General features: G+C 42.0%; 17 protein-coding genes. 5 read left to right on the forward strand and 12 right to left on the reverse strand.

The window, feature by feature from the left end:
* Positions 1-5: 5 nt before the first annotated feature.
* Positions 6-4,448 (reverse strand): T9SS type A sorting domain-containing protein, encoded by a 4,443-nt coding sequence (locus ACFOSV_RS14745; RefSeq protein ID WP_377906794.1) that lies wholly within the window; start codon positions 4,446-4,448, stop codon positions 6-8.
* An 85-nt stretch (positions 4,449-4,533) separates the two neighbouring features.
* Positions 4,534-5,625 carry a DUF1573 domain-containing protein gene (locus tag ACFOSV_RS14750; protein WP_377906795.1) on the reverse strand — a complete coding sequence of 364 codons (1,092 nt, stop codon included), beginning with the start codon at positions 5,623-5,625 and terminating at the stop codon, positions 4,534-4,536.
* Between the two features lie 70 nt (positions 5,626-5,695).
* Here ACFOSV_RS14750 and trpS point away from each other — a divergent pair, with 70 nt between their 5' ends.
* A complete protein-coding gene (gene trpS / locus ACFOSV_RS14755; RefSeq protein ID WP_377906796.1) occupies positions 5,696-6,670 on the forward strand; it encodes a tryptophan--tRNA ligase in 975 nt (324 codons plus the stop codon).
* Between the two features lie 61 nt (positions 6,671-6,731).
* Here trpS and ACFOSV_RS14760 read toward each other — a convergent pair whose 3' ends face one another.
* Positions 6,732-7,154 carry a hypothetical protein gene (locus ACFOSV_RS14760; protein ID WP_377906797.1) on the reverse strand — a complete coding sequence of 141 codons (423 nt, stop codon included), beginning with the start codon at positions 7,152-7,154 and terminating at the stop codon, positions 6,732-6,734.
* Positions 7,155-7,240: 86 nt separating this feature from the next.
* Complete coding sequence (locus ACFOSV_RS14765) at positions 7,241-8,209, reverse strand: zinc-dependent alcohol dehydrogenase family protein (protein ID WP_377906798.1); 969 nt, start codon at positions 8,207-8,209, stop codon at positions 7,241-7,243.
* A 124-nt stretch (positions 8,210-8,333) separates the two neighbouring features.
* Here ACFOSV_RS14765 and ACFOSV_RS14770 point away from each other — a divergent pair, with 124 nt between their 5' ends.
* From ACFOSV_RS14770 to ACFOSV_RS14785, 4 genes are read left to right on the forward strand one after another with little or no spacing between them, the layout of a single operon-like run.
* Positions 8,334-9,101, forward strand: a complete 768-nt coding sequence (locus ACFOSV_RS14770; RefSeq protein WP_377906799.1) for a glucose 1-dehydrogenase — start codon at positions 8,334-8,336, stop codon at positions 9,099-9,101.
* 10 nt (positions 9,102-9,111) lie between these two features.
* Positions 9,112-10,314 carry an acyl-CoA dehydrogenase family protein gene (locus ACFOSV_RS14775; RefSeq protein WP_377906800.1) on the forward strand — a complete coding sequence of 401 codons (1,203 nt, stop codon included), beginning with the start codon at positions 9,112-9,114 and terminating at the stop codon, positions 10,312-10,314.
* A gap of 8 nt (positions 10,315-10,322) precedes the next feature.
* Positions 10,323-11,351 carry a phosphotransferase family protein gene (locus tag ACFOSV_RS14780; RefSeq protein ID WP_377906801.1) on the forward strand — a complete coding sequence of 343 codons (1,029 nt, stop codon included), beginning with the start codon at positions 10,323-10,325 and terminating at the stop codon, positions 11,349-11,351.
* Between the two features lies 1 nt (position 11,352).
* On the forward strand, positions 11,353-12,231 hold the full coding sequence (locus ACFOSV_RS14785; RefSeq protein ID WP_377906802.1) for a 3-hydroxyacyl-CoA dehydrogenase: 879 nt from the start codon (positions 11,353-11,355) through the stop codon (positions 12,229-12,231).
* Between the two features lie 30 nt (positions 12,232-12,261).
* Here the strand turns inward: ACFOSV_RS14785 and trmB are convergent, their stop codons facing one another.
* The 8 genes from trmB to ACFOSV_RS14825 form a co-directional block, all read right to left on the reverse strand.
* The gene (gene trmB / locus ACFOSV_RS14790) at positions 12,262-12,921 is read right to left on the reverse strand and encodes a tRNA (guanosine(46)-N7)-methyltransferase TrmB (protein ID WP_377906803.1); all 660 of its coding nucleotides are present in this window, start codon (positions 12,919-12,921) and stop codon (positions 12,262-12,264) included.
* Positions 12,922-14,208 carry a bifunctional folylpolyglutamate synthase/dihydrofolate synthase gene (locus ACFOSV_RS14795; RefSeq protein ID WP_377906804.1) on the reverse strand — a complete coding sequence of 429 codons (1,287 nt, stop codon included), beginning with the start codon at positions 14,206-14,208 and terminating at the stop codon, positions 12,922-12,924.
* Between the two features lie 3 nt (positions 14,209-14,211).
* Positions 14,212-15,168 carry an energy transducer TonB gene (locus ACFOSV_RS14800; protein ID WP_377906805.1) on the reverse strand — a complete coding sequence of 319 codons (957 nt, stop codon included), beginning with the start codon at positions 15,166-15,168 and terminating at the stop codon, positions 14,212-14,214.
* Position 15,169: 1 nt separating this feature from the next.
* Complete coding sequence (locus tag ACFOSV_RS14805) at positions 15,170-15,559, reverse strand: ExbD/TolR family protein (protein ID WP_377906806.1); 390 nt, start codon at positions 15,557-15,559, stop codon at positions 15,170-15,172.
* A gap of 2 nt (positions 15,560-15,561) precedes the next feature.
* Positions 15,562-16,251: a MotA/TolQ/ExbB proton channel family protein gene (locus ACFOSV_RS14810; protein ID WP_377906807.1), complete on the reverse strand. Its 690-nt coding sequence runs from the start codon at positions 16,249-16,251 to the stop codon at positions 15,562-15,564.
* A gap of 1 nt (position 16,252) precedes the next feature.
* Positions 16,253-17,113, reverse strand: coding sequence for an SPOR domain-containing protein (locus ACFOSV_RS14815; RefSeq protein WP_377906808.1), 861 nt, complete (start codon positions 17,111-17,113; stop codon positions 16,253-16,255).
* Positions 17,114-17,176: 63 nt separating this feature from the next.
* Entirely contained in the window at positions 17,177-18,856 is a 1,680-nt protein-coding gene (locus tag ACFOSV_RS14820) for a TonB-dependent receptor (protein WP_377906809.1), read from the reverse strand.
* 2 nt (positions 18,857-18,858) lie between these two features.
* A complete protein-coding gene (locus tag ACFOSV_RS14825; RefSeq protein ID WP_377906810.1) occupies positions 18,859-21,846 on the reverse strand; it encodes a tetratricopeptide repeat protein in 2,988 nt (995 codons plus the stop codon).
* Positions 21,847-21,850 lie beyond the last annotated feature (4 nt).

Consider the following 21,850-nt stretch of genomic DNA (forward strand, 5'->3'; position numbering starts at 1 on the left):
TTCAATTAATTTTTGATAAGCTTTCCAAAGTACAATTTCTGCCCCTCCCCTCTTAGCCAGACTAAATACATGCCCTGTGGAAGCAACTCAATGTCTAGCTCAAATTCTACATTAGATTTTTGAGCGATTCGCACGCTTGGAGTGAGATCTCTACCTTCTTGGGAATAAATCTTCATAGAAACCAAACTGAACATTGGATCCGAATCGATGGAAACCTCCACAAGTGACTCTCCTGGATTTGGGAAAATCAATAGCGACTCAGCCCTAGAAACCGGACGAGAAATAAGACTTGAAATTGTAAGGGTTACAGGCTCCAACCGAGTCATACATCCAAAACTTGTGGTCAATTCTACGGTATATTCGCCCATTTGATCCACAGTCAAAGATCTCTCATCTGCCCCAGAAATAGGATCTCCATTCCTAAACCACTGATAGGTATATTCCCCCTCTGGAGCAGTAAGATTATTTCCATCCTCATGAATCTCTCCTTCTGGCAGCTGCTGCACACTCACTTCGATTTCCTCAGTCTCCGAAATGCAAGCACCTGAATATCTAATCACGGCATGGTAAATACCAGGAGTAGAAGTTTGAAGTGTCTTGCCCCTTTCGCCTTGCACTTCAGTGCCATTCCTTCTCCATCTAATCACCTCAAATTCTGCGTCAGACTCCAACACAATCTCTGCTTCTTCTCCCTCGCAGAGGTTTACATTTCCACCAATTTCTACAGGACTAGACGCGGAAGGGATAAGTGTCAAAACAGCCTTTTCCAGAGTTTCATTTCCAGAAAGATCCACAGCGACAATTTCTACTTCAATAGACTCGCCAATATCCTCACAAGTGTAAACCGATCTATTTAGAATCACCTCAGCAACTTCACAATTGTCAGAAACCTCTTCGATGAAATCATCCGCAGAAAGAGTCAATTCTCCTGCTACAAGATCAAACTGTATTTCCAAATCACGTAATGTCAACTTAGGTCCGCTAGTATCCTTCACCACTACGAGAGACAATCTTTCCCAGACTTGACCTTCTTTATTCTCTATTCGGATGACTATCCCCTGTGGCTCGGCGACATCCTGACAATCAAATTCAGAATGACTAAACGTGATCTCCAAATCGGGATCTGCGGGCGGCCAGCTGGTAAAGGCATCCTCAGCTTTTAGAGTTACCGTACCCGTCTCTTCATTCAATTCTAAAATAATCTCTTCTTTGACTGGAGGGAAAGGATTATCAAAATCCTCTTGGGTGATCTCCACAGGATTCAGAGTCCTTTCGCAACCTGATTCGCTAGAAATTATCACAGAGTAATTCCCCGGCTCTGTCACTTCAAATTCACGACCTTCAGCTCCTTCAATAGGATCATTATTTTGTAGCCATTGATAGCTCAATTCTCCTTCCGGTGCAATCAAAATAAATCCATTTCTTACGATTTCGCCTTCTGGTAATTCTTTTACACTTACTTCTACATTTTGTGATTCCCAGAGACATCCTCCCTCGAATCGGATCAAGGCCTCATATTGTCCTCCTTGAGTAGCTTCGATTGATTTACCGCTTCCTTCCAACTCTTGGCCATTTCTCCTCCACTGTACCACTTCAAATGCCCCCTCTGAAACCACAGTTAGTAGCGTGCTTTGCCCTTGGCAAATGTTGGTATCTCCTGAGATAGTGACCGGAGTGCTCACTGTTCCAGAAACAGTTAAAAAGGCGGATTGCTCAGTAACATTTCCTGAGAAATCCACTGCCCTAAGTTCAATGACCATCTCTTTACCGATATCCTCACAAGTGATTTGGGTTTTGCTGAGGATCACTTCTTTGACTCCGCAATTATCAACCAATTCAGAAATAAAATCATCCGGTTCCAGCTCTAAAGTTCCAAGAACCCTATCCAATACCAATTCCACATCTTTGGTCTGTAAAACGGGAGGAATCTCATCTTGAATCAAAACAGAAATAGCCAAATCCCAAGAATTACCATTCTGATCAGAAATCACCACATCCACCTCCTGATCACCGATAGATTCGCAGTCAAATGCATTGGGGGTAATTACCACAGAAAGCTCTTGATCAGCTGGCCAGGTTGTGAAGATATCTTCAGGAGAAAGCGACGCTACTCCATTCTGATCTAGGAATAGAACGATTTCATCTTTTACTGGAGGAAAAGGAACTTCCTCAGCTACTACAAATAGCGTTTTAGAAATAAGTGGGCAACCCGATTCGGTGATTATTTCGGCATAATAGAGTCCTTCTTCATCGATGAGAATATTCTTACCTTTTTGCCCCTCTAGCAATCCACTCGGGCCATACCAATTCAATACTTCGAATTCATATTCATCCCCCAGTTGAATCTCCGCTGTATTCCCTTGATAAAGTGGTGTTTTGGCACTCAATGAAATTGTATCAGAAGGAACAAAACGAACATTCAATACGGAATTGCTAGGACTAGACCGGTTACCGGAACCATCAATTAGAACAGCACTAATATCAAAAAGTTTCTCTTGATCTCTCCAGCTTATGTCTTCACATGTAATCTCCTTAATGGACCATTCGTAGGTATATGGACCATCGCAATTGTCATAATCTATAATAGGGTCAAAAGAAAAAATATTCACCGAAACAGGGCCCTTAACAAGAGGATCAAAAACTAGGGAAGAAGAGGTGATACTAAACTCAGGACTTATGGTGTCAAGGACGGCAATTTCAACTGTTTCAGACCAACTTTGGCTCGCTGATTTAGAGGCTGTAATTTCAATATTTGCCATAGGCGAGTCCTGACAGTTTAAAACCTCTTTAGACAAAACGAACTCTTCGGGAGAATAAGAACCAAAAGTTTCAATTAAATCGGAGAGTTTCACATTTACTACCCCCTCCTCGTTGAGGTACAACTTAATTTCTTGCTTGACTACTGGGTCCTCCAAACTTTCCACTCGCTCAACCTTCAAAAGAAAAGTACCAAAAGTTAAATCGGTATGGCGTACCACATAAGGCATATTCCCCTTTGGTTGAAGTGATTTGCTCCAATTCATGGGAAACCGGATGGTTCCTCCTTCATAAGTCCCTACAACTCTTTGATCTGAATCGAATGGATTTTGGAAATCAATAATTTCATATTCACTTCCTGGAGGAATATCATAGGCTGAGAAATCAACAGCAATGTTTTCTGAGTCATTTAAACTTACAATGGTGACATAGTATTTAGACTCATCATATTTGTTTTTTGTCACCATTATCTCGTCCAATACTGCCGGGAAATTTCTAAAATCGGAATTGACATCAAAACCAAAACTATCCTTCCAATTCTGAAAGTTTAGACCATTAAACGGAGTAGGAAAATTTGCAATATTGAATAAACTATTGGAGTCCCAGTTGGCTCCAGGATAATCCGCGGACCCTCCAAAAAGTGCATAAAAATTACCGTGAACATTATACAGTCTATTAGATCTCAACTCAAGACCAGAAAGTGGCAATAGTTCAATTTGATTTCCTCCACCAAATACTGTGTTTTCTTTAAAACTCAAGCTCTGGTTTGGAAAATAAGTGCGACCAAAAGTCACATTGCTTACTTCATTTGCTTTAAGCCTAGACCCTTGCAAATCTCTGTAAAACACATTCCCCATGACTTCCATATCAGAGCTCAGATTATTCCTAGATCCGATCGTGAGATTATGGGGAGGTCGATGCACTGTCAAATCCACATCGGCGATTACACCAGTGTTGAAAGAGACATTCCTGAAAACTTTTATCCCCTTGTTTTCAGGATTAGTTGTATAGATATTGATCCCTTGAGAAGCATTTTGGAATACAATATTGTTTTCAATGATTTTTGGCTGACTAGGATCAGCATGCTGAATATAAAAACCGTGACCTGTTCCTCTGGTCTCAGCCTGAGATCCGTTATTGAACACCACTGTGCCATAAACCTCATTATTAAAGCCATTTCGCCACAATTCCATCCCACCGCCGTTAACATCATAGACCCAACAATTAATGATCTTGATATTATCTCCGAAAAGGGCAATCCCAGATTCGTATAAAACCTCTGCAAAACCATTGGAAGCTTCAGACTTTCTGATCGTAGTGGAAGAGGTGATTTTTAGATTGACAAACCATGTATGAGTGCCTTTGACAATAAGTCCCGTACCCGAGGTTCTATTTTTACTTACATCGATGATAGCCCCTCCATCATTTTGAGCAATCACCACAATAGGGTTTCCTGAAGATCCGTTCAAAAAGCTTTCAAAATTACCTTCGTAAACCCCATCCAATAATACCAAGGAATCCCCAGCGACGAGAGGAGACGATTCGCTTAAGGCAAAGGCTAAGTCCCAGGCTTGAGAAGGATCTGATCCGTTGTTTGAAGAATTTCCTGAAGGGGAGGCAAATTTTGTTGATCCGAGTACTGTAAAACTCAAAAAAAGGAAAAAGAGTAAAAATGTATTTCTAATTTTCATAGTCAACAAAAAGCACAACACCATTTCAAAAATGGAAATTTTTCATTCATTTCTAAGTTACTAATTAATCACAGTTTGAACGAATTCACTCAATTCTACTTTTCAATAAAATCAACTGAACCGGATTAATGGGATCATTCGAAAACACATAGATATTTCGCTGATCCCGACCAAGTCGGCCCCTCGGGTCAAATTTTATACTCAAAGGCAGGCTTTCACCTGGATTAATTTGAGTACCGCTCATTTCAAGATTTAGGCAAGTGCAGTTTCCCTGTATTTTACGAATCTCTAATACTTGTTGCCCACGATTAGTCAGCATCACTTCCTCTTCTTGCACCTCATTGGGAGAGATATCCTTGAAGTCAATTTCTTTGGTGCTGAGCAATAGCTGAGGCACTCGGTTAAAATCTTCTCTTGGAATCGGAGGAAAGTATTCGAAAACATCAGCAATCACATCTAATCTTACACTGTCTGCTCCCTTCCATCCAAGGGTAATATCGTCTTCAAAGAATCCTAAATCATTCTTCATGGCGCCATCGTAGGCGATTTGTACAAGTCCACGACTTTTTGAAGGGATGCTATCCGTGGCACCCACAAGATATAGGTACTCAGGTCCCATAAAAAAAATGCTGTCTGCTCGGAGGGTCTGACTACCAAAATTAAAGATCTCAATCGCTTTTAACTTAGGCTCATTGGTAAACACCTGACCGACATTCACTTTGGATTGACGGAAACCAAGATCAAGTCGTTTGACTGGATAATCGATCAAGGGATTTTGGGGAAAAGGAATGGCTGTACCTTCGACAAATAGCGTATCCTCAACAGAATGAAGATTACCTTTCACAATGATCATTCTTGAAAATGGCCCTGCTGCCGTCACTGGATCAAAGCTGATTTTTACCAATCCTTCTTCTCCTACCTTAAGGCTATCACTTGTATACTCTGCCGTGGTACAACCGCAGTCTGTCAAAACCTCCTCGATCACCAATATAGAATCTTGAGTATGCGTAAACTTGAACTCAGCAATCTGAGGACCTTGTTCTGCTAGAATTGTACCCAAATTGACTCGATTGACTTCCCAGATAGTTTTAGGAATCTCAGCTTCTTGGGCCGAAACATCGAAAACTGAAAGAAGGATATATAAGACTGTAAGTCCAAAGGAAGCACGAATATTCATAGGGACAAATAACGTATAAATTCAGACGAATTATAGGCTGATTTACTTAATTTGCGCCAAAATTAAACCAATGGCGAGAGTATTAACAGGGATTCAAAGCAGTGGCAGACCTCATTTGGGTAATATCTTAGGAGCGATTGTTCCTGCCATTGAATTGATCAAACAAAACAAGGAAGAGTCTTTTATTTTTATTGCAGATTTTCATTCGCTTACGAGCTCGAAGGATGGTGCACTTAGAAAGGAGAATACACTGGCGGTAGCTGCAGCCTGGCTGGCTTTTGGTTTGGATATAGAAAAGACGGTTTTTTACCGACAAAGCAGACGACCTGAAGTAGCTGAGTTGACTTGGTATCTCAGTTGCTTCACGCCCTTCCCTATGCTTGCCAATGCGCATAGCTTCAAAGACAAATCTGAACGTCTCTCCGACGTAAATGCGGGCCTCTTCACCTACCCCGTGTTGATGTCAGCCGACATTCTCTTGTATTCGGCAGACTTAGTCCCTGTAGGCAAGGATCAGTTGCAGCATTTGGAAATGTGTAGAGATATCGCCTCAGCTTTCAACCATCAACTAGGTGAAGAAATCCTGACCCTACCTGAGCCACGAATCTCTGAAGAAGTCAAAATCATCCCTGGCACAGATGGTCAGAAGATGAGTAAATCCTACAACAACTACATTGATATCTTCCTACCCGAAAAGCAGCTTAAGAAAAATATCAATAGCATCATTACAGACAGCACCCCGCTAGAAGAGCCAAAAAACCCAGATACATGCAACGTATTTAAGTTGTACAGCTTGGTGGCATCAGCAGATCAAACTGCACAAATGCGCAAAAATTATGAAGGCGGGAATTACGGCTATGGCCATGCCAAAAAAGATTTTTTGGCGCTAGTCTTAGAAAAATATGCCGCAGAACGAAAGGCCTTTGATTTCTACATGTCCAATCCGGAGGAAGTTGAAAAGAAACTCTCGGCAGGTGAGGCAAAAGCCCAAGAAATAGGGATGCAACTTTTGCAGCAAGTACGCGAAAAACTAGGCTTTGCCTAAACCAAAAACCCAGCGAGATTAGTCGCTGGGTTTTTTATTGAACTTCTATTTCAAGAAAGGCTTATCTACTTCTCCAAAGATCCTTCATCTGCTTACCGCTGACAAGCATGACAAAACGAGCTGGATTTGGAATCAAAACGATTCGAACATCCATGTTTTCGAATTGCTCTGATTCAATGGGTACACCTTGATACCCACTGACTTCATAGCTCACGATTCCTCGAGCATCTGGAAGTAAAGGCTTGTAGGTGTTGGCCAAGTAAGCTGTAGGCAAAAGAATATCAGTATCAGACTGAAGTTTTTCGTGTATTTTTTCCAACTGAACCTCAAATTCTGCTTCATAGGCCTCATTGAAATCATCTTCGAGATCATGTAACTCCTCTTCGAGATCATCATAGCGTTCATTGCTATAATCCATTCCACTCAATTCAATTCTCTTTTCTACGATTGCGGTAAGTTGTTTATCAAGCTTATCCAGATCCATTTCTAATACTTTTTTGGTTTTGAAAGCACAAAGATGGGTAATCCTTTCTTGAGGATAAATTTTTTTCGAGAAAAGTAAGGAAGTACTTAGCTTATCAGAAGAATTTTCCCATTTCTACCAGCTTTTTCATAGGTGGCTATAGCTTCTTTGAATTCTTCTAATGGATATTTTGCAGCAACATCCACTTTATCTGAATGCTGAATCAAAAAGCCAAAAACCTTTTGGAAAGCTTTTGTACGATCTTCATTTGACAAGCTTTCAATCCAAGTGGTCAGCCAAAAACCTTCAATTTTCAAATTCTTAAAAATCAATAGACCACTATTCATTGGGATATTTTCAAGACTCAAAAGTCCAAAAACCATCATTCTACCTCCCTGCTTAAGGCAAGCCAAAGCTTTGCCTCCAAGCACTCCGCCTACTGCATCAAAAATCACAGAAACTCCTTCTCCAGTTTCTTGACCTACCACCTTCTGGAGCTTTTCTTTTTCCGTGTTTACTACCAAATCAGCACCTAATCCTGCTAACATCTCTTTTTGAGAATCATGACGCACTGTGCATGCGACTTTAATCCCTTTGGCTTTAGCCATTTGGATCGCAAACTTGCCAAATGCCGAGGCACCAGCTGTAATCAGGAGCCACTCCCCTGCCTTCAAACCTGATTTTTCTATCATTCCATAGGCAGTCATAGGATTGACGAAAGCCTGACAAGCCACTTCGTCTGACATGGCATCCGGCACAGGAATCACCATAGCTGCTGGTGCAGTCAGGTATTCTCTCCAAGTGCCTATGGACGTGAACATCACCCCAGTTCCTTTAGGAATAGTCCCTTTTTCATCCGACTTCTCCACCACCCCACAAGCTTCAAAACCAGCACTACTTGGTAGTTTTGGAGTAATCCCATACATGCCTCTTACAAACATGATATCGGAGGGATTGATATTTCTTGCTGTCACTCGGATTAAAACTTCATAAGCCTTGGGCTCTGGTGTAGGTGATTCTACCAACTTCAACACATCTTCCGGCATTCCTACATTTTCAAAAATCACTTCTTTCATCTCTTCTTTGGGGATTAGTATGATAAAATTAAAATCAAATAAAACTATGGATATATTTTAACTCTAGTTCATCCACTGATGTATTTTTTCTAACTTATGACCTCATCAATTAAACTAGAATTACATGGATTTGTCTTCACTTTTTTCTTTGGATGGAAAAGTAGCCTTGATCACAGGAGCGAGCAAGGGCATCGGCTTAAGTATTGCAGAAATATTTGCGGCGGCTGGCGCAAAAGTAGTCCTCAGCAGTCGCAAACAAGAAGACCTCGACAAGCATGCAGAAGCACTGAATGCCAAGGGCTATTCGGCTAAAGGAATCGCCTGTAACGTGGGAAACATGGACGAGTTGAAGTCACTGGTCGAAAAGACTGTAGAAGTTTTCGGAGGCATCGATATTTTGGTTAATAATGCGGCAGCCAACCCCGTCTTTGGCCCTATTCATCATACCGACATCGCTGCTTTCGACAAAATAATGGATGTAAATCTCAAAGCACCCTTTGAGCTCAGCAAGCTGTGTTTTCCGTATTTGCGGCAAGCGAGTGCCCCATCAGTCATCAATATCAGTTCTATAGGAGGGATTTCTCCCGAACCTGGTTTGGGGATTTACAGTGTAAGTAAAGCCGCTCTCATCTCCATGACCAAGGTATTTGCCAAAGAATGGGGAGAAGCCAAAATTAGAGTAAATGTTATCTGCCCTGGACTGATCCAGACTAAATTTTCGGAGGCTCTTTGGTCCAACGATAAAATCATGGCCATGATGATGAAGCAACTGCCTATTAAGCGAGTGGGAACACCAGAAGAAATCGGAGCCATGGCTCTCTTTCTAGCTTCGCCTGCTTCCACTTATACCACCGGCGCAGTATTCACTGCGGATGGAGGATTTACAATTTAAAATCGATTCAATGACCCAAATAACCTCTACTGAGGAGAACTTCACCCAACTCCTCCAGAAGTATCAAAAGTTTGTAGAAGAAAAACTATTTCCCAGAGATCTCGAACTAGTCACCACGCCTTTTTTTCAATCTGTGCCATTCTTGAATGAGCTTCGTTCTGAGGCAAAATCCTTGGGACTTTTTGCTCCCCATCTTTCTAAAGAAGAAGGAGGACTTGGCCTGGATTTGGTGAAGTTTGCTCAAGTTTCAGAGATTCTCGGACAAAGCCCTTTAGGGCATTACATTTTTAATTGCAATGCACCGGATATCGGAAATATGGAGCTCCTGCATCTATTCGGCTCAAAAGAACAAAAAGAGCAATTCCTGTATCCTTTGCAGCGTGGTGAAATACGTAGCTGTTTTGCAATGACTGAGCCTGGCCATGCCGGAAGCAATCCCATCCATATGTCCACTCTCGCAGTGCGTGATGGGGATGAATATGTGATCAATGGCCACAAATGGTTTACCACTGCGGCCGATGGAGCAGCTTTTACGATTGTCATGGCCGTCACCAATCCAAATGCAGATTCTCCTTATCAAAAGGCGAGTATGATCATTGTACCTTTGGATACTGCGGGATACAGCAATCTTCGAAATATCCCTATCATGGGCGAACCTGGCGAAGGCTACCTTTCCCACAGCGAAGTCAAATTTGAAAACTGCCGAGTACCTGCATCCTATTTGATTGGTCAAGAAGGCCAAGGCTTTGTTTTAGCCCAAGAACGACTTGGTCCTGGCCGAATTCATCATTGCATGCGTTGGATTGGGATTTGCGAACGCGTTTTTGATATGATGTGTACCCGCGCAATGTCCCGAGAGCTCAATCCAGGTAAACCACTTGCTGAAAAGCAAACGATTCAGCACTGGATTGCTGAAAGCAGAGCATCGATTAAGGCCAGTCGACTGATGGTGATGGACACTGCTCAAAACATGCAGCTAAAAGGTGCCAAAGCAGTCAAAGAGGATATTTCTACGATCAAGTTTTTTGTCGCAGACGTGCTGATGCAAGTCATCGATCGGGCAATTCAGGTACATGGTGCTTTGGGTATTACTGATGACACTTTATTGTCTTTTTGGTACCGACATGAGCGAGGAGCAAGAATCTACGATGGACCAGATGAAGTACACAAGTCTTCTCTAGCTCGAAGCATTTTGAAAAAATATTCATCCTAAATCGAGTCATGTCAAATCAGTTAGATTATAAAAAACTCAAAGAATTCATTTCTGAAAAACTCAAAGTTTCTATAGACTCAATAGAAATCACTCAATTTAAAGGGGGATTTTCGAATTTGACTTTTCAGATTAAGACACCTGAAAAATCTTGGGTTCTTCGGAGACCTCCTTTCGGAGAAAAAATAAGTAAAGCCCACGATATGGGTCGGGAGTTTTCAGTATTAAAGGCCTTGCAAAACGCTGGATACCAAAAAATTCCGAAGGCAATACTCTTTGAGGAAGATCCTGAAATTTTTGGAGCCCCTTTCTTTGTAATGGAGCATATCGATGGACTTATTTTGAGAAATAAAACTACAGAGTTGGAGACCTTTGAACCCAAAGATTTCCATAACCTGTCAAAAAGTGCTATTGACGCTTTACTGGAACTCCATCAGCTAGAACTACAGAATTCTGGCCTGCTTGCACTTGGAAAACCCAAAGGGTATGTAGAGCGGCAGGTAGTTGGTTGGTCACAGCGCTATTTCAAGGCTAAAACCAATGAACTCCGTGCCGTAGAAGAAGCTATTACTTGGCTGAATTCCAATTTGCCCTCGAATGAAAATGTTGGCTTTATTCACAACGATTTCAAGTACGACAATATGGTATTAACCAGAAAGACTCCTTTTGAAGTTAAGGCCATTCTAGATTGGGAAATGGCGACTGTTGGCGATCCTTTAATGGATCTCGGAACCACCCTTGCCTACTGGGCACAACAAGACGATCCAGATATTTTAAAAATGTTTAATCTCACACATTTACCCGGAAATCTGACAAGGCAGGAAGTAATTGACTACTATGCAAGCAAGAGTGGTCACGACCTATCGCAAATGCTCTTTTACTATGTTTTCGGCCTAATCAAGGTAGGTGTCATTGCCCAACAAATCTTCAAACGCTTTAGTCAGGGGCATGCTAACGATCCTCGATTTGGAGCTTTGATCCATGTAGTAGAAGCTGCTGGACGGCAAGCCACAAAAAGTATAACCACAGAAAAAATATAATATGACCATTCAAAATGTATGTATTCTCGGTGCGGGAACGCTTGGCTCTAGGGTAGCGCTCCAATCCGCCATATCAGGCTATCAGGTAAATGTTTATGATATCACTCAAAAGGCTCTTGATGGTTCTTTCGAGACCATGAAAAAGATTCTGAACCAACTCCAGAAGGCGAATGCCATTACTGAAGATGAGGCAGTGGCATCCCTCTCTCGGATTCTATTCACTTTAGACCCTGAGAAAGCTATTGCAAATGCTGACTTGGTGAATGAAAGTGTAACTGAGGAACCTGACATCAAGAAAAAGGTCTGGAAACAGTTTGGCGCATTGGCTCCAGAGAAAACCATTCTCACCACCAATACGAGTTACATGCTCGCCTCTATGTTTGCAGAGGATTCAGGGAGACCCAATAAATTCTGCGCTTTCCATTTTCACGATGTGTTTTATTCTCGGGTAGTGGATATCATGCCTCATCCTGGAACAGATCCTGAGTTGATTCCAATTTTGGAGAAATTTGGACGAAGTATCAATCAGGTTCCAGTTTTGGTCAAAAAGGAAAATCACGGCTATATCTTCAACAGCATGCTTTTGGCTCTAATCGGTGCGGCAGGCAAACTCCTGACCAATGAAGTGGCTGAAGTGGAAGCGATTGACAAAAGCTGGATGGTAAATTTCCATATGCCTATGGGACCATTTGGAATTTTAGATAGCATCGGTCTAGATACTGCTTGGCACGTGACGCACAATCGCCCAGACAAAGCCTCTCAAGCTTTTGCTGCTTTGCTTAAGGGATACATCGATCAAGGAAAGCTTGGTGAAAAAACAGGGGAAGGATTTTACACCTATCCAAAGCCTCGTTATAAGGATCCCGATTTTGTGATTTAGTCACAAAATCAAAAAATCTAAGGGCAAGATTTAGATAAATTTTGCCCTCAGGTATTTAATTTTTTCTCCTTTTTCGGAAAATATTTTTTCGTAACGGGTCTGAATTCCCAGGTGATCATCTTTCCACTCACTGGCATAAAAATCATGAGTATAGATCAAAACCTCAATGTCTTCTCTTGATTTAAAAAGCTCTAAGCTATAATCGAAAAGTCCAGTATTGTCTGTTTTGAAATGAATCAAACCGTCTTTTTGTAGAAGTGGCTTATACATCTCCAAAAATCGCGGAGAAGTTAATCGGCGTTTTTCATCCCCATCTCTGGGAAATGGATCTGGAAAAGTAATCCACAATTCTGAAATTTCATTCTCTGCAAAAAACTTGTCCAAAACCTCTATCTGGGTACGCAGAAAAGCCACATTGTCGATTCCTTCTGCAATGGCGATGGTACTACCCTTCCAGATTCTACTTCCCTTAATATCCACACCCACAAAATTTTGATCTCGAAACTCGCGCCCAAGACCCACAGTGAATTCTCCGCGACCACAAGCAAGCTCCACCACGAGCGGATTATTATTGTTGAATTGGGCTGATCGCCAATTTCCTTTGATGATATTAAAGATGTCCTTCCCTTCTTGGATGACATTTGAATTTTCTTCGTTTTGCCTAAATCTGGCCAGTTTATTCCGCCCCATTTAAAGATTTTCTATTTCTGCGACCACAAAAGTACTCCCTCCGATAAATATCAAGTCATTTTCAGAGGCTTTTCTTTTTGCTTCGGCCATGGCAGCATTCACATCTTGGATGGCTTTTCCCTTCAAACCAAAAGATTCTGCAAGTGATTTCAACTCTTCACATGGAAACGCTCGTGGAATGTCCGCTTGACAAAAAACATAATTGGCCGATTTTGGCAAAAGTGAGAGGACCGAATCCAGGTCCTTGTCACGAACGAAACCCAGTACCATCCAAAGTTGATCAAAACTATAGGTCTGAATTTGTTCCAGAATCAATCTAATACCAGACTCATTGTGACCCGTATCGCAAATCATAAGTGGTTGATCACCTAGCTTTTGCCAGCGACCTTTTAGTCCTGTGCTAGAAATTACTTCCCGAAGGCCTTTTTTGACTGCTTCTTGCTCAACATGCCAGCCAAGCTTTTGTATTTCCGAAACCACCCCTAAAACTCCCAAAAGATTGATCCTTTGATAAACCCCAAGCAAATCAAGATCATAGGTATCTATCTTACCCGCACCCTCAATTTGAAAGGTGGCAACCCCTTCCTTTTCGGTCCTTTGGATCACTTTCCAATGTTTGTCTGCAAAACTAATTGGAGCATTTTCTGATTCAGCTTTAGCTTGGAACACCTCTACGGTTTCGCTTTGAGTTTGAGAAATTACCACAGTAGTCATTGGCTTAATTATTCCAGCTTTTTCCCCAGCAATGGCTGCCAAAGTATCTCCGAGAAATTGCATATGGTCATAGCCAATCGAAGTAATCAAACTTACTTCTGGCGAAATTACATTCGTGCTATCCAGTCTTCCACCCATTCCCACTTCAATAATGGCGATGTCGACTTGTTCTTGAGCAAAATACCAAAAAGCCATTGCCACGCTCATTTCAAAAAAACTTGGACGTAATTCATCCAAAAACTCAAAATTCTCTTCCACAAACTGGATCACCGCGTCTTCAGACATGGGTTTTCCATTGATTCGAGCTCGCTCCGTAAAATCCTTTAGATGAGGAGAAGTGTAAAGCCCTGTTTTATATCCTGCTGCCTGAAAAATAGAAGCGAGCATATGCGAACTACTACCCTTACCATTGGTGCCGGCCACATGGATACTTTTAAATTGATTCTCTGGATGATTAAGGTGAGCACAAAGCTTTTGGGTATTGCTGAGATCCTTTTTGAAAGCAGCTGCACCTATTCGATGGAACATTGGGAGTGCCGAATAGAGATAATCCAGCGTTTCCTGATAATTCATGAATTAATCGACCTTGACGATAAATGTGATTTTTCCTGTGGAGAATTCCGCAGCAGTTCCAGCCTGCTTTTTAAATTGAATTCTATTCACCACCTGGCGATAGTAGGATAGCACCTCATTGGATACGTTGTATTCGAGCGGAACGGCCTGTACTACTCGACCCGAGTCATCTACTGTGATTTTGAAAACTATTCGCCCATTTCTTGTGGAAACACGGTCGTTGATTTCTGGTCTTGCCGCAAAATCCCAACCTGCAAGATCAAGGCTGTATCCCGAACCAGAACTTACCCCCTTGCCGGACCCTTCGCCCATTAGGGCTCGTCCATCTACTGTCCCTTTGGGGTCACCCGCATCACCTTTCTCAGTAGATGTACCTTCTGCCCCACCAGAACTTGGTTTCGTGCTTTTACCTTCAGTTCCTCCTCCTCCAAAAATCGCTCTTTTGTCAACTTTGGGTTTCTCTTCGGCCTTTTGAGTAGTTTTTTCCGCTTCAGCCTTCGCAGGGGTCTCCGTGGTTTGTTTAGGCTCAACTCTCACCGGTTCCACTTTTTTTGCACGCTCAGCGGCTTCCTCTTGCCCCTTCAAGGGAGAGGGAGTCTTGCTCACAGCCTTATTTACAGCTGGTGTGGTTTTCGTTACGGGTTTAGCTGTCTCAGTTCTCGGACTTGGAGTCGGGGTAGCGGGCTGACTCACCACTTCAGCCACTTCACCAGGAGCTGGCGAATCATTTGTCTGACTTGGTGTTTCTGAGGGGGGATTTGGACTATTTCTATCGCCTGATCCAGCGGGAGTAAAACCTAGATTCAGTTCCAAACCAAAAGTAGGAAGTGGCGGAATGGGTTGCTTCCAAACCACGATAAAGTAAAACGCAATGAGCAATAGTACGTTGAAAACCAGCGTGATCACTCCCGCTCGCTTTCTACTCTTGCTTTCCTCCTTGTCTGCGTTCCAATATTGCATTTTAGTATGGCTTTGTAGCAATCGACACGTTGGCCTCGAGGCCCGCGGCAATCCCTCCGATTTCTACCAAATATTCTACAGGTACATCTTTATCGATATGCAGGACCACTTGTCCATTTTTACCTGAAAGTAGAGATGTAAGTTCAGCTTTAACTTGATCCCTTGAGATCACCTTATCATTAACGGAATATTTCAAGTCCTTGGTTACACTTACGGTCACTTCTTGCATTACTATATCGGATGTTTCACTTGAAGGTAAATTCACCTGCAATCCTGATGGCGTAATGAATGAAGAGGTAAGCATAAAGAAAATCAATAGCAGAAATATGATATCCGTCATCGAGGACATGCTGAACGCTGGATTTACTTTATTTTTTGCTTGAAGTCCCATAATTACTTGTCTTGAAGAAGGTCGATAAACTCAATGGAGGAATACTCCATGTTGTGAACGAGCTTAGATACACGAGACACCAAATAATTGTAGCCTAGATAAGCAATGATACCTACCACCAATCCTGCTGCTGTGGTAATCATGGCCTCATAAATACCAGTAGAAAGCAATTTAGGAGAAACCATTCCCTCTTCTTGAGCCACGGCAATAAATGCCTGAATCATACCTGCTACTGTTCCTAAGAATCCAATCATAGGAGCCGCTCCCGATACTGTAGCCAATAAATTGAGATTCTTCTCCAATTTATAGATTTCGATTTTGCCCACATTTTCTATAGAAACCTCAATATTTTTAAGAGGGCTCCCGATTCGATCAACACCCTTAGCGATCATATTTGCTACAGGAGTATTTTCACCCGCACAAATAATCTTTGCCTTTTCAACTTGTCCACTTTGCACCAAGACTTTGACCTGATCAAGAAGATGCGATGAAGGCTTCGATGCTTTTTTGAGGGTGATCAATCGTTCGACAAAAATGAAAATTGCAAGAATGAACAATAAATAAAGAGGGATCATCATGTACCCACCTTTAATCAAAAGGTCAAGCAATCCGATATTTTCTTTGGTGGCGCCATTCGCCAGGTTTTCTGCTACGGCCAATGAATCCGTAGAGAGGGTTTGAAGAAGAATCATATTAGTATTTCAAAATCCATAAAGCTTCTGTGTACTCACTTTTGACGCGTTGAAGCTCTTCGTTAGCGGCAGTAAACCCTGAGAATCGACCAATGGCCAATCGATAGTTTTCTGAATCAGCATTAGGGCTGAGCAAATAAAGCGTCTCCGCTCTATCCCAGTACTTTTCTGACTCTTTCAACGCCAATCGTTCATTAGGCAAACTCCCAACCACTATAAAATATTGTGATGGAACAGGTTTAGTTTCCATGCGAATCAACTCGCCTGGAGTACTTTGCTCAATAGTTGTACCATTCTCTGTAATTTCAGAGTCTTGAGCTAAAGGTTTCTCATCATTTTCACTAACCTGCTCTGAATCAACTCCTTCAGAAGAAACACTAGTTTCTTCTTGGCTCTCCGTTACTGCTGGTGGATTTTGAATGGGAGCCTCTTCCGCTACTGAAATTTCTTGAGTAACTGGCTCAGAGGATGATGAAGATTCCCCCATCATTTGCCACACAATCACACTAATAAGTCCAATGAGAATAATTGCCACTGGCCAAACCCATTTTTGTGATTTTGCAGGAAGTGGCTTTGCCTCCTCCTTTTTTGGGGCACTTGTCGAGGCACTTGTTTCTAGAGGTTTTTCCTTTTCAGCGATTATGGCAGCCACGCGAATCGCTTCTTCTTTTTTAGCCGCCATGGCTTTTGCTGCAGCAATTTTTTCCTGAGCAGAAGCTTGGCTTTCTACATCGCTTGAGGGCTGCCCTTTGCTCGAAGTTGTTGATTTAGCCCCCTTCCTCTTAATAGGTGCGGTATTAACTATGGGCAGGCCAAAATCCTGCGGATTTGGAGTAGTCTGTGAAGAAGGTTCTTTTGTCATCTCTTGCTAAAACTACGAAGCTAACGGAATTGGGATAAATGTCCCAAGTAAATGCGCTACAAATTAAAATTTGAAGGACAATCCACCTTCCAATAGCACACCACGAACAGGATAATTCAACCAACGCGTATTCAAGCCATTGAGTAAATTATTGCCCTGAGCAAAAACCGAAAGACGATCCGTGATCGCAAAATCAGCCATTAATTGCACGTCCGCTATTGACTTTAGTGTAGTAAAAGGAGTTGGAGCATCTTCACTTGAAAGTACGGATGGTGCCTTTATTCCTCCTATAAAGTTTAGATTTGCCTGAATCAACAGAGCGTCAATAGGCTTAACTTGATTGTTGATGGAAAATTCCCAAATCGGTCTATGCCAAGCTTCTTCGAGGGTATTGAGGTTATATTGGTATAAATTCAAACTCGAGCCCAAGCGATAAACTTCCGATAACTGTAGGGAAAGCTCACCCTGAATAGAAATTACGGTGGACTTATCATCATAAACCAGCTGGAACTGAGATGGATCTAGAGGCGAATTGACGAAGAAATACAACTGATTATATCGATCAAAATTCACAGAGCCACGATAGTTGAAAATTTCACTGAACTGTCCTTGAATTCCGGCCTCGATATGATAGTTATTTACGGTATTTAGCAATCGGTTGGTTGGCCCTAACCAAGGGTTTTCTAGCACAAAAGACTGATAAGTTTTTCGGTCCACATCCCCAGAGAACTCAGCAAAAAAACCAAACTCATCCGCAAACTGATAGGATGCTCCCAAATTTGGGAAAATTCTGAAATCGCTTGATTTATCCTCAATGGAATCATTTTCAGATACAATATTGATCCCGGCTGTAAAGTCAAAATCACCATATCGATACGAAACGGAAGGTCGAATGGAAAAATAATTCCTGTTTTCCATATAGTCCACATTCTCCGGTGTGGTACCAAAATAGCTAATCCCTAAATCAGCTCTCCAGTCTTCATTGACCCTGTATTTACCTTTGGCCTGAAGAGAAAACTCATTTTCCATGGCAGCATAGCTATCTTGGAATGTCCGGAAGCCTAATTGTGATTCATAAGTTATTGGGCCTGTTTTTTCTATGTCTCTGACTCCTGCTTGGATCGAAAAACGGTTAAAAACATTGTCTGGAGTGAGATAATCCGGGTCTTCAAATGTCACAGGATCGACTCCATAAAAGGAATACTTATCCTGATTCCAGTCTAATCCACCAAAAATTTCAACCACGTCTGAAAAATACGATCCATCGATACCTGCATGGGAATGTGATTCTTGGGATTGCTCATCAGCTACGGGTCCTTTTCCGAAACTTTGGTGATCCAATACTGCAGAAAAATTAAACTGATCGACTTCTGTTGCCATAAATCTTGCCTCCAAAAGCGGAGAGGCAAAATTTCCATAGCCAGCCTTGATAAAACCTGGGTAAAGATCTCTACGATCCTTTCGATACACTTTATCCACTGCGGTCGCCTCCAAATTCAGAGGCCTAAGATCAAGTCCGTAGCGCTTGGTCTCATAATTAAAATCTGACAATCCTTTGGGTTGAGGAAGAACAGGTAACTTCTCGAAGGCTCTAGGCTGAGTGGGGACGGTCAGCACCCGGTCCTTTCGGATCACAAACTCCTGATCTTGAACCTCCCCTTTCGTCTGGGTCTGGGCAAAGGAAATTGAAGTCGAAAGACCTCCTAAAATCGCTAATGCGTATAGTTTTGATAGTCTATTCATGATCAATTCAAGTTATTCAGTTGTGCCTGAGCCATGGCTATGATTTCTTCATTGATAGATTTTTCCACGATGGATTCCAGAGTGGCCTTCGCCTGGAAGGTTTCTCCCGTTTTCTGATAATTATCAGCTAGCAAAAGGAACATTCGTCCATACCAATAGTCAAAGTCAGCGAATGGTGAGGAGAAGTCAAAGATGGTTTCATTCGATTGTTCATAGCTCTCCTTTTCCTGAAATGAGAGGGCTAGCAGGTACAATCCCTCTGCACCTTGAATGGTCTTATATTCATTCACTAGACTCATCAAAGTAGTTTCTGACTCCGCTCGCTGATTCATGGCTTTTTGAGATTTGGCTTTCACCAAAAGTGCTGTTGGAGTGCTTTCAGGAAGGATTCCGTCCAAAGTGAGCAATTGATCCGCAGTCGAACTTGCCTCGTTGTAGTCCTTGGTGGCATAGTACGCCTCCATCAATCCCTGGATCGCTTCGGCCTCTTCTATTTTATTTCGAGCATTCTTAGCAGCCATATCCAGATATGGAATGGCCGCCGCGTAGTTTTCACGATCCAATTCTATTGCCCCAATCCGTTGCATTGCTTTAAGGCGTTGTGGGGATGCTTGTTCTTGTTCCAAAAGCCTAAACTGGGCCAAAGCTTGGTCAACTTGTCCGTTTTGGAAGTAACTATCACCCAAGAAATAGATGGCGTCTGTCTTCTGCGCGGAACTTGGATAACTTCTCAAATAATTTTCAAAAGCAGGAATAGCCTTGGAGAAGTTCTTGTCAAAATACATGGATTTTGCAGCCTCAAACTCCAAGGTTTGAATACTTCCGCTTCCAGGATTCGAAGATTTGTAGGATTGCAAATAATCTCCAAATTCTCCCGAACGACCCTGTAGTGCCAGGGTTTCCTGTAATCCTTTTAAAGCGGTTTCTGAATTTTCAGCATTAGGATAATTGGTCAAAATCCGCTGATAATCAGCCACAGTCTGATCATAATTTTGAAGAGAAAAATTTGCCACAGCACGGCCTTCTAAAGCATATGGCATAAATGGACTATTCGGTTTTTCCCTTATCAATTCTGAAAACTCACTGATCGCTGACTGATAATTGGTCTCCTCCATATTGATTTGACCTTTTTGAAATAAGGCATCTTCGAAGTACAAACTATTTGGATATCCAGAGATCAAACGATCCAGCTGATATAAAGCATCAGCATTTTTTGATTGGAAATTTTGCACCACTGCCAATCGATAATAGGCATAGTCAATTCCAGAATTGGATTCAGTTATTGCTCTTAAGAAAGTGGCTTCTGCTTCAGAAAAACGCTTTTGAACATAATAACAATCGCCTAAACGCAGTAAGGCATCATCGTAATATTCTTTCTGCTGTTGACTCCTTAGATAATCAGTATAGAGCTTAAATTGCTGCTCTGCACGAGGATACTGCTGGGAATTGTAGTATGCATATCCCAAACCATAATGCGTTTTGATTAAGTATGGATGATTTTTCGGAGGATTAGTTTTTCTTAGGGCTTCATAGGCTTTAATAGCAGCTGCTAGGTCTCCTTTTGCCGAATGCACCTCCCCTTCCCAAAATCGTGCAGCGAGCACAAGTTCAGAATCTACAGGATAGGTTAAAGACTTCTCTAGATAAGCCAATGAGGGATTATATTTTTTGTCTCGGTAATAATTCATGGCTTGGTAAAAAGCCACTTTTTGATACGCTTCTTTAATTCGTGGCGACTTATTTGAAATTCGCTCCATTTGCTCCAATGCTCGCAAATAATCACTCGTATTCACCAAAGCTTCAGAAAGCAGGCTTTCCGCTTGAGAGCGATAAAGTCCATTGGGATAATCCTCCAAATATTCATCCAAAGCGGTAATCCCCAATTGGAAGCTTCCGTTTTGAAGGTTTACCTTGGCATAATTCACCAAAGACTCTTCTTTCATTTCCTGATTGAAATCCAACCTCGATGCAGAATTAAAACTCGTTGAGGCAAAAGGGTAATTCTCTAGCTTCACATAAGCCTGCCCCAAATAGTAACTCGAGGACTGAGAAATGGCATCTTCTCCATTTGCCGATACTTTGAGATAATCTGTGGCTCTCGCATAGTTTTCAATTTCGAATTGAGCGATTCCACCTTTGTATACTTCCTCACGGGAAAGTTCTCCCTTCCTGGAATTAATAAATGCATCGTAATTTTCAGCAGCCTTTGCAAAGTCCTTTTTAGCAAAATAAGCCTCAGCCAAATAGAGGTGAATCACTTCCTTTCGGTCTAAAGCAGCACCAGAAGCAAGCTTTGGCTCTGCAAAAGAAATTAACTGCTCATAGGAACCTTGCTGATAGTACAAAGCTGCAAGCAAATAAGGTGTTTTCCCGCTGTATTGTGGGCTTTTGGAAGCAATTTCTAGATCGGAGATGGCCTTTGAAATATTGCCATTTTGCATCGCAATAAACCCACTATAATAATAGGCATCTGCACTTATAGGCTGATTGAGCGTTTTGGCTTGATCAAAAAAGGGGGCGGCTTGTGTATAGTTCTTTAGCTGAAAGTGAGCATACCCCTGCTTGAAATACAAATCAGCCTTCATTTCATCACTTAAACCATTGGGAGCCACAAGACCATAGCCCTCCAAGGCCTGCGCATAATCTCTTTTATAGAAAAAATGATCCCCTAAATAAAGTCCTGCAGTGGCCACCGAAGGGTGATTAGGATTGTCCAAAATATAGGACTTCATCAAGCCAGCACCATCAGGACTCTCCAGTTCCAATGCCGAAATGGCCCGATGCAACTCTGCAGCATATTTTTGATCATAGGTATTGCTAGAAGAGATGACCTTAGAGTGGTCGTAAAGTGATGCGGAAAAAAGTTCCTTGTCAAAAAGGTCTAGCGAATGGTCAAGGTTTCTTTGGGTGCTAGTTTGATAGCGTGTGGATTGGGCAAATAGATTCGAGCAAAGTAGTCCCGAAAAAAACAGCACCAGATAGATTTTCATAGAG

The sequence above is a fragment of the Algoriphagus namhaensis genome, assembly GCF_042649705.1.
GTDB classification, from domain to species: domain Bacteria; phylum Bacteroidota; class Bacteroidia; order Cytophagales; family Cyclobacteriaceae; genus Algoriphagus; species Algoriphagus namhaensis.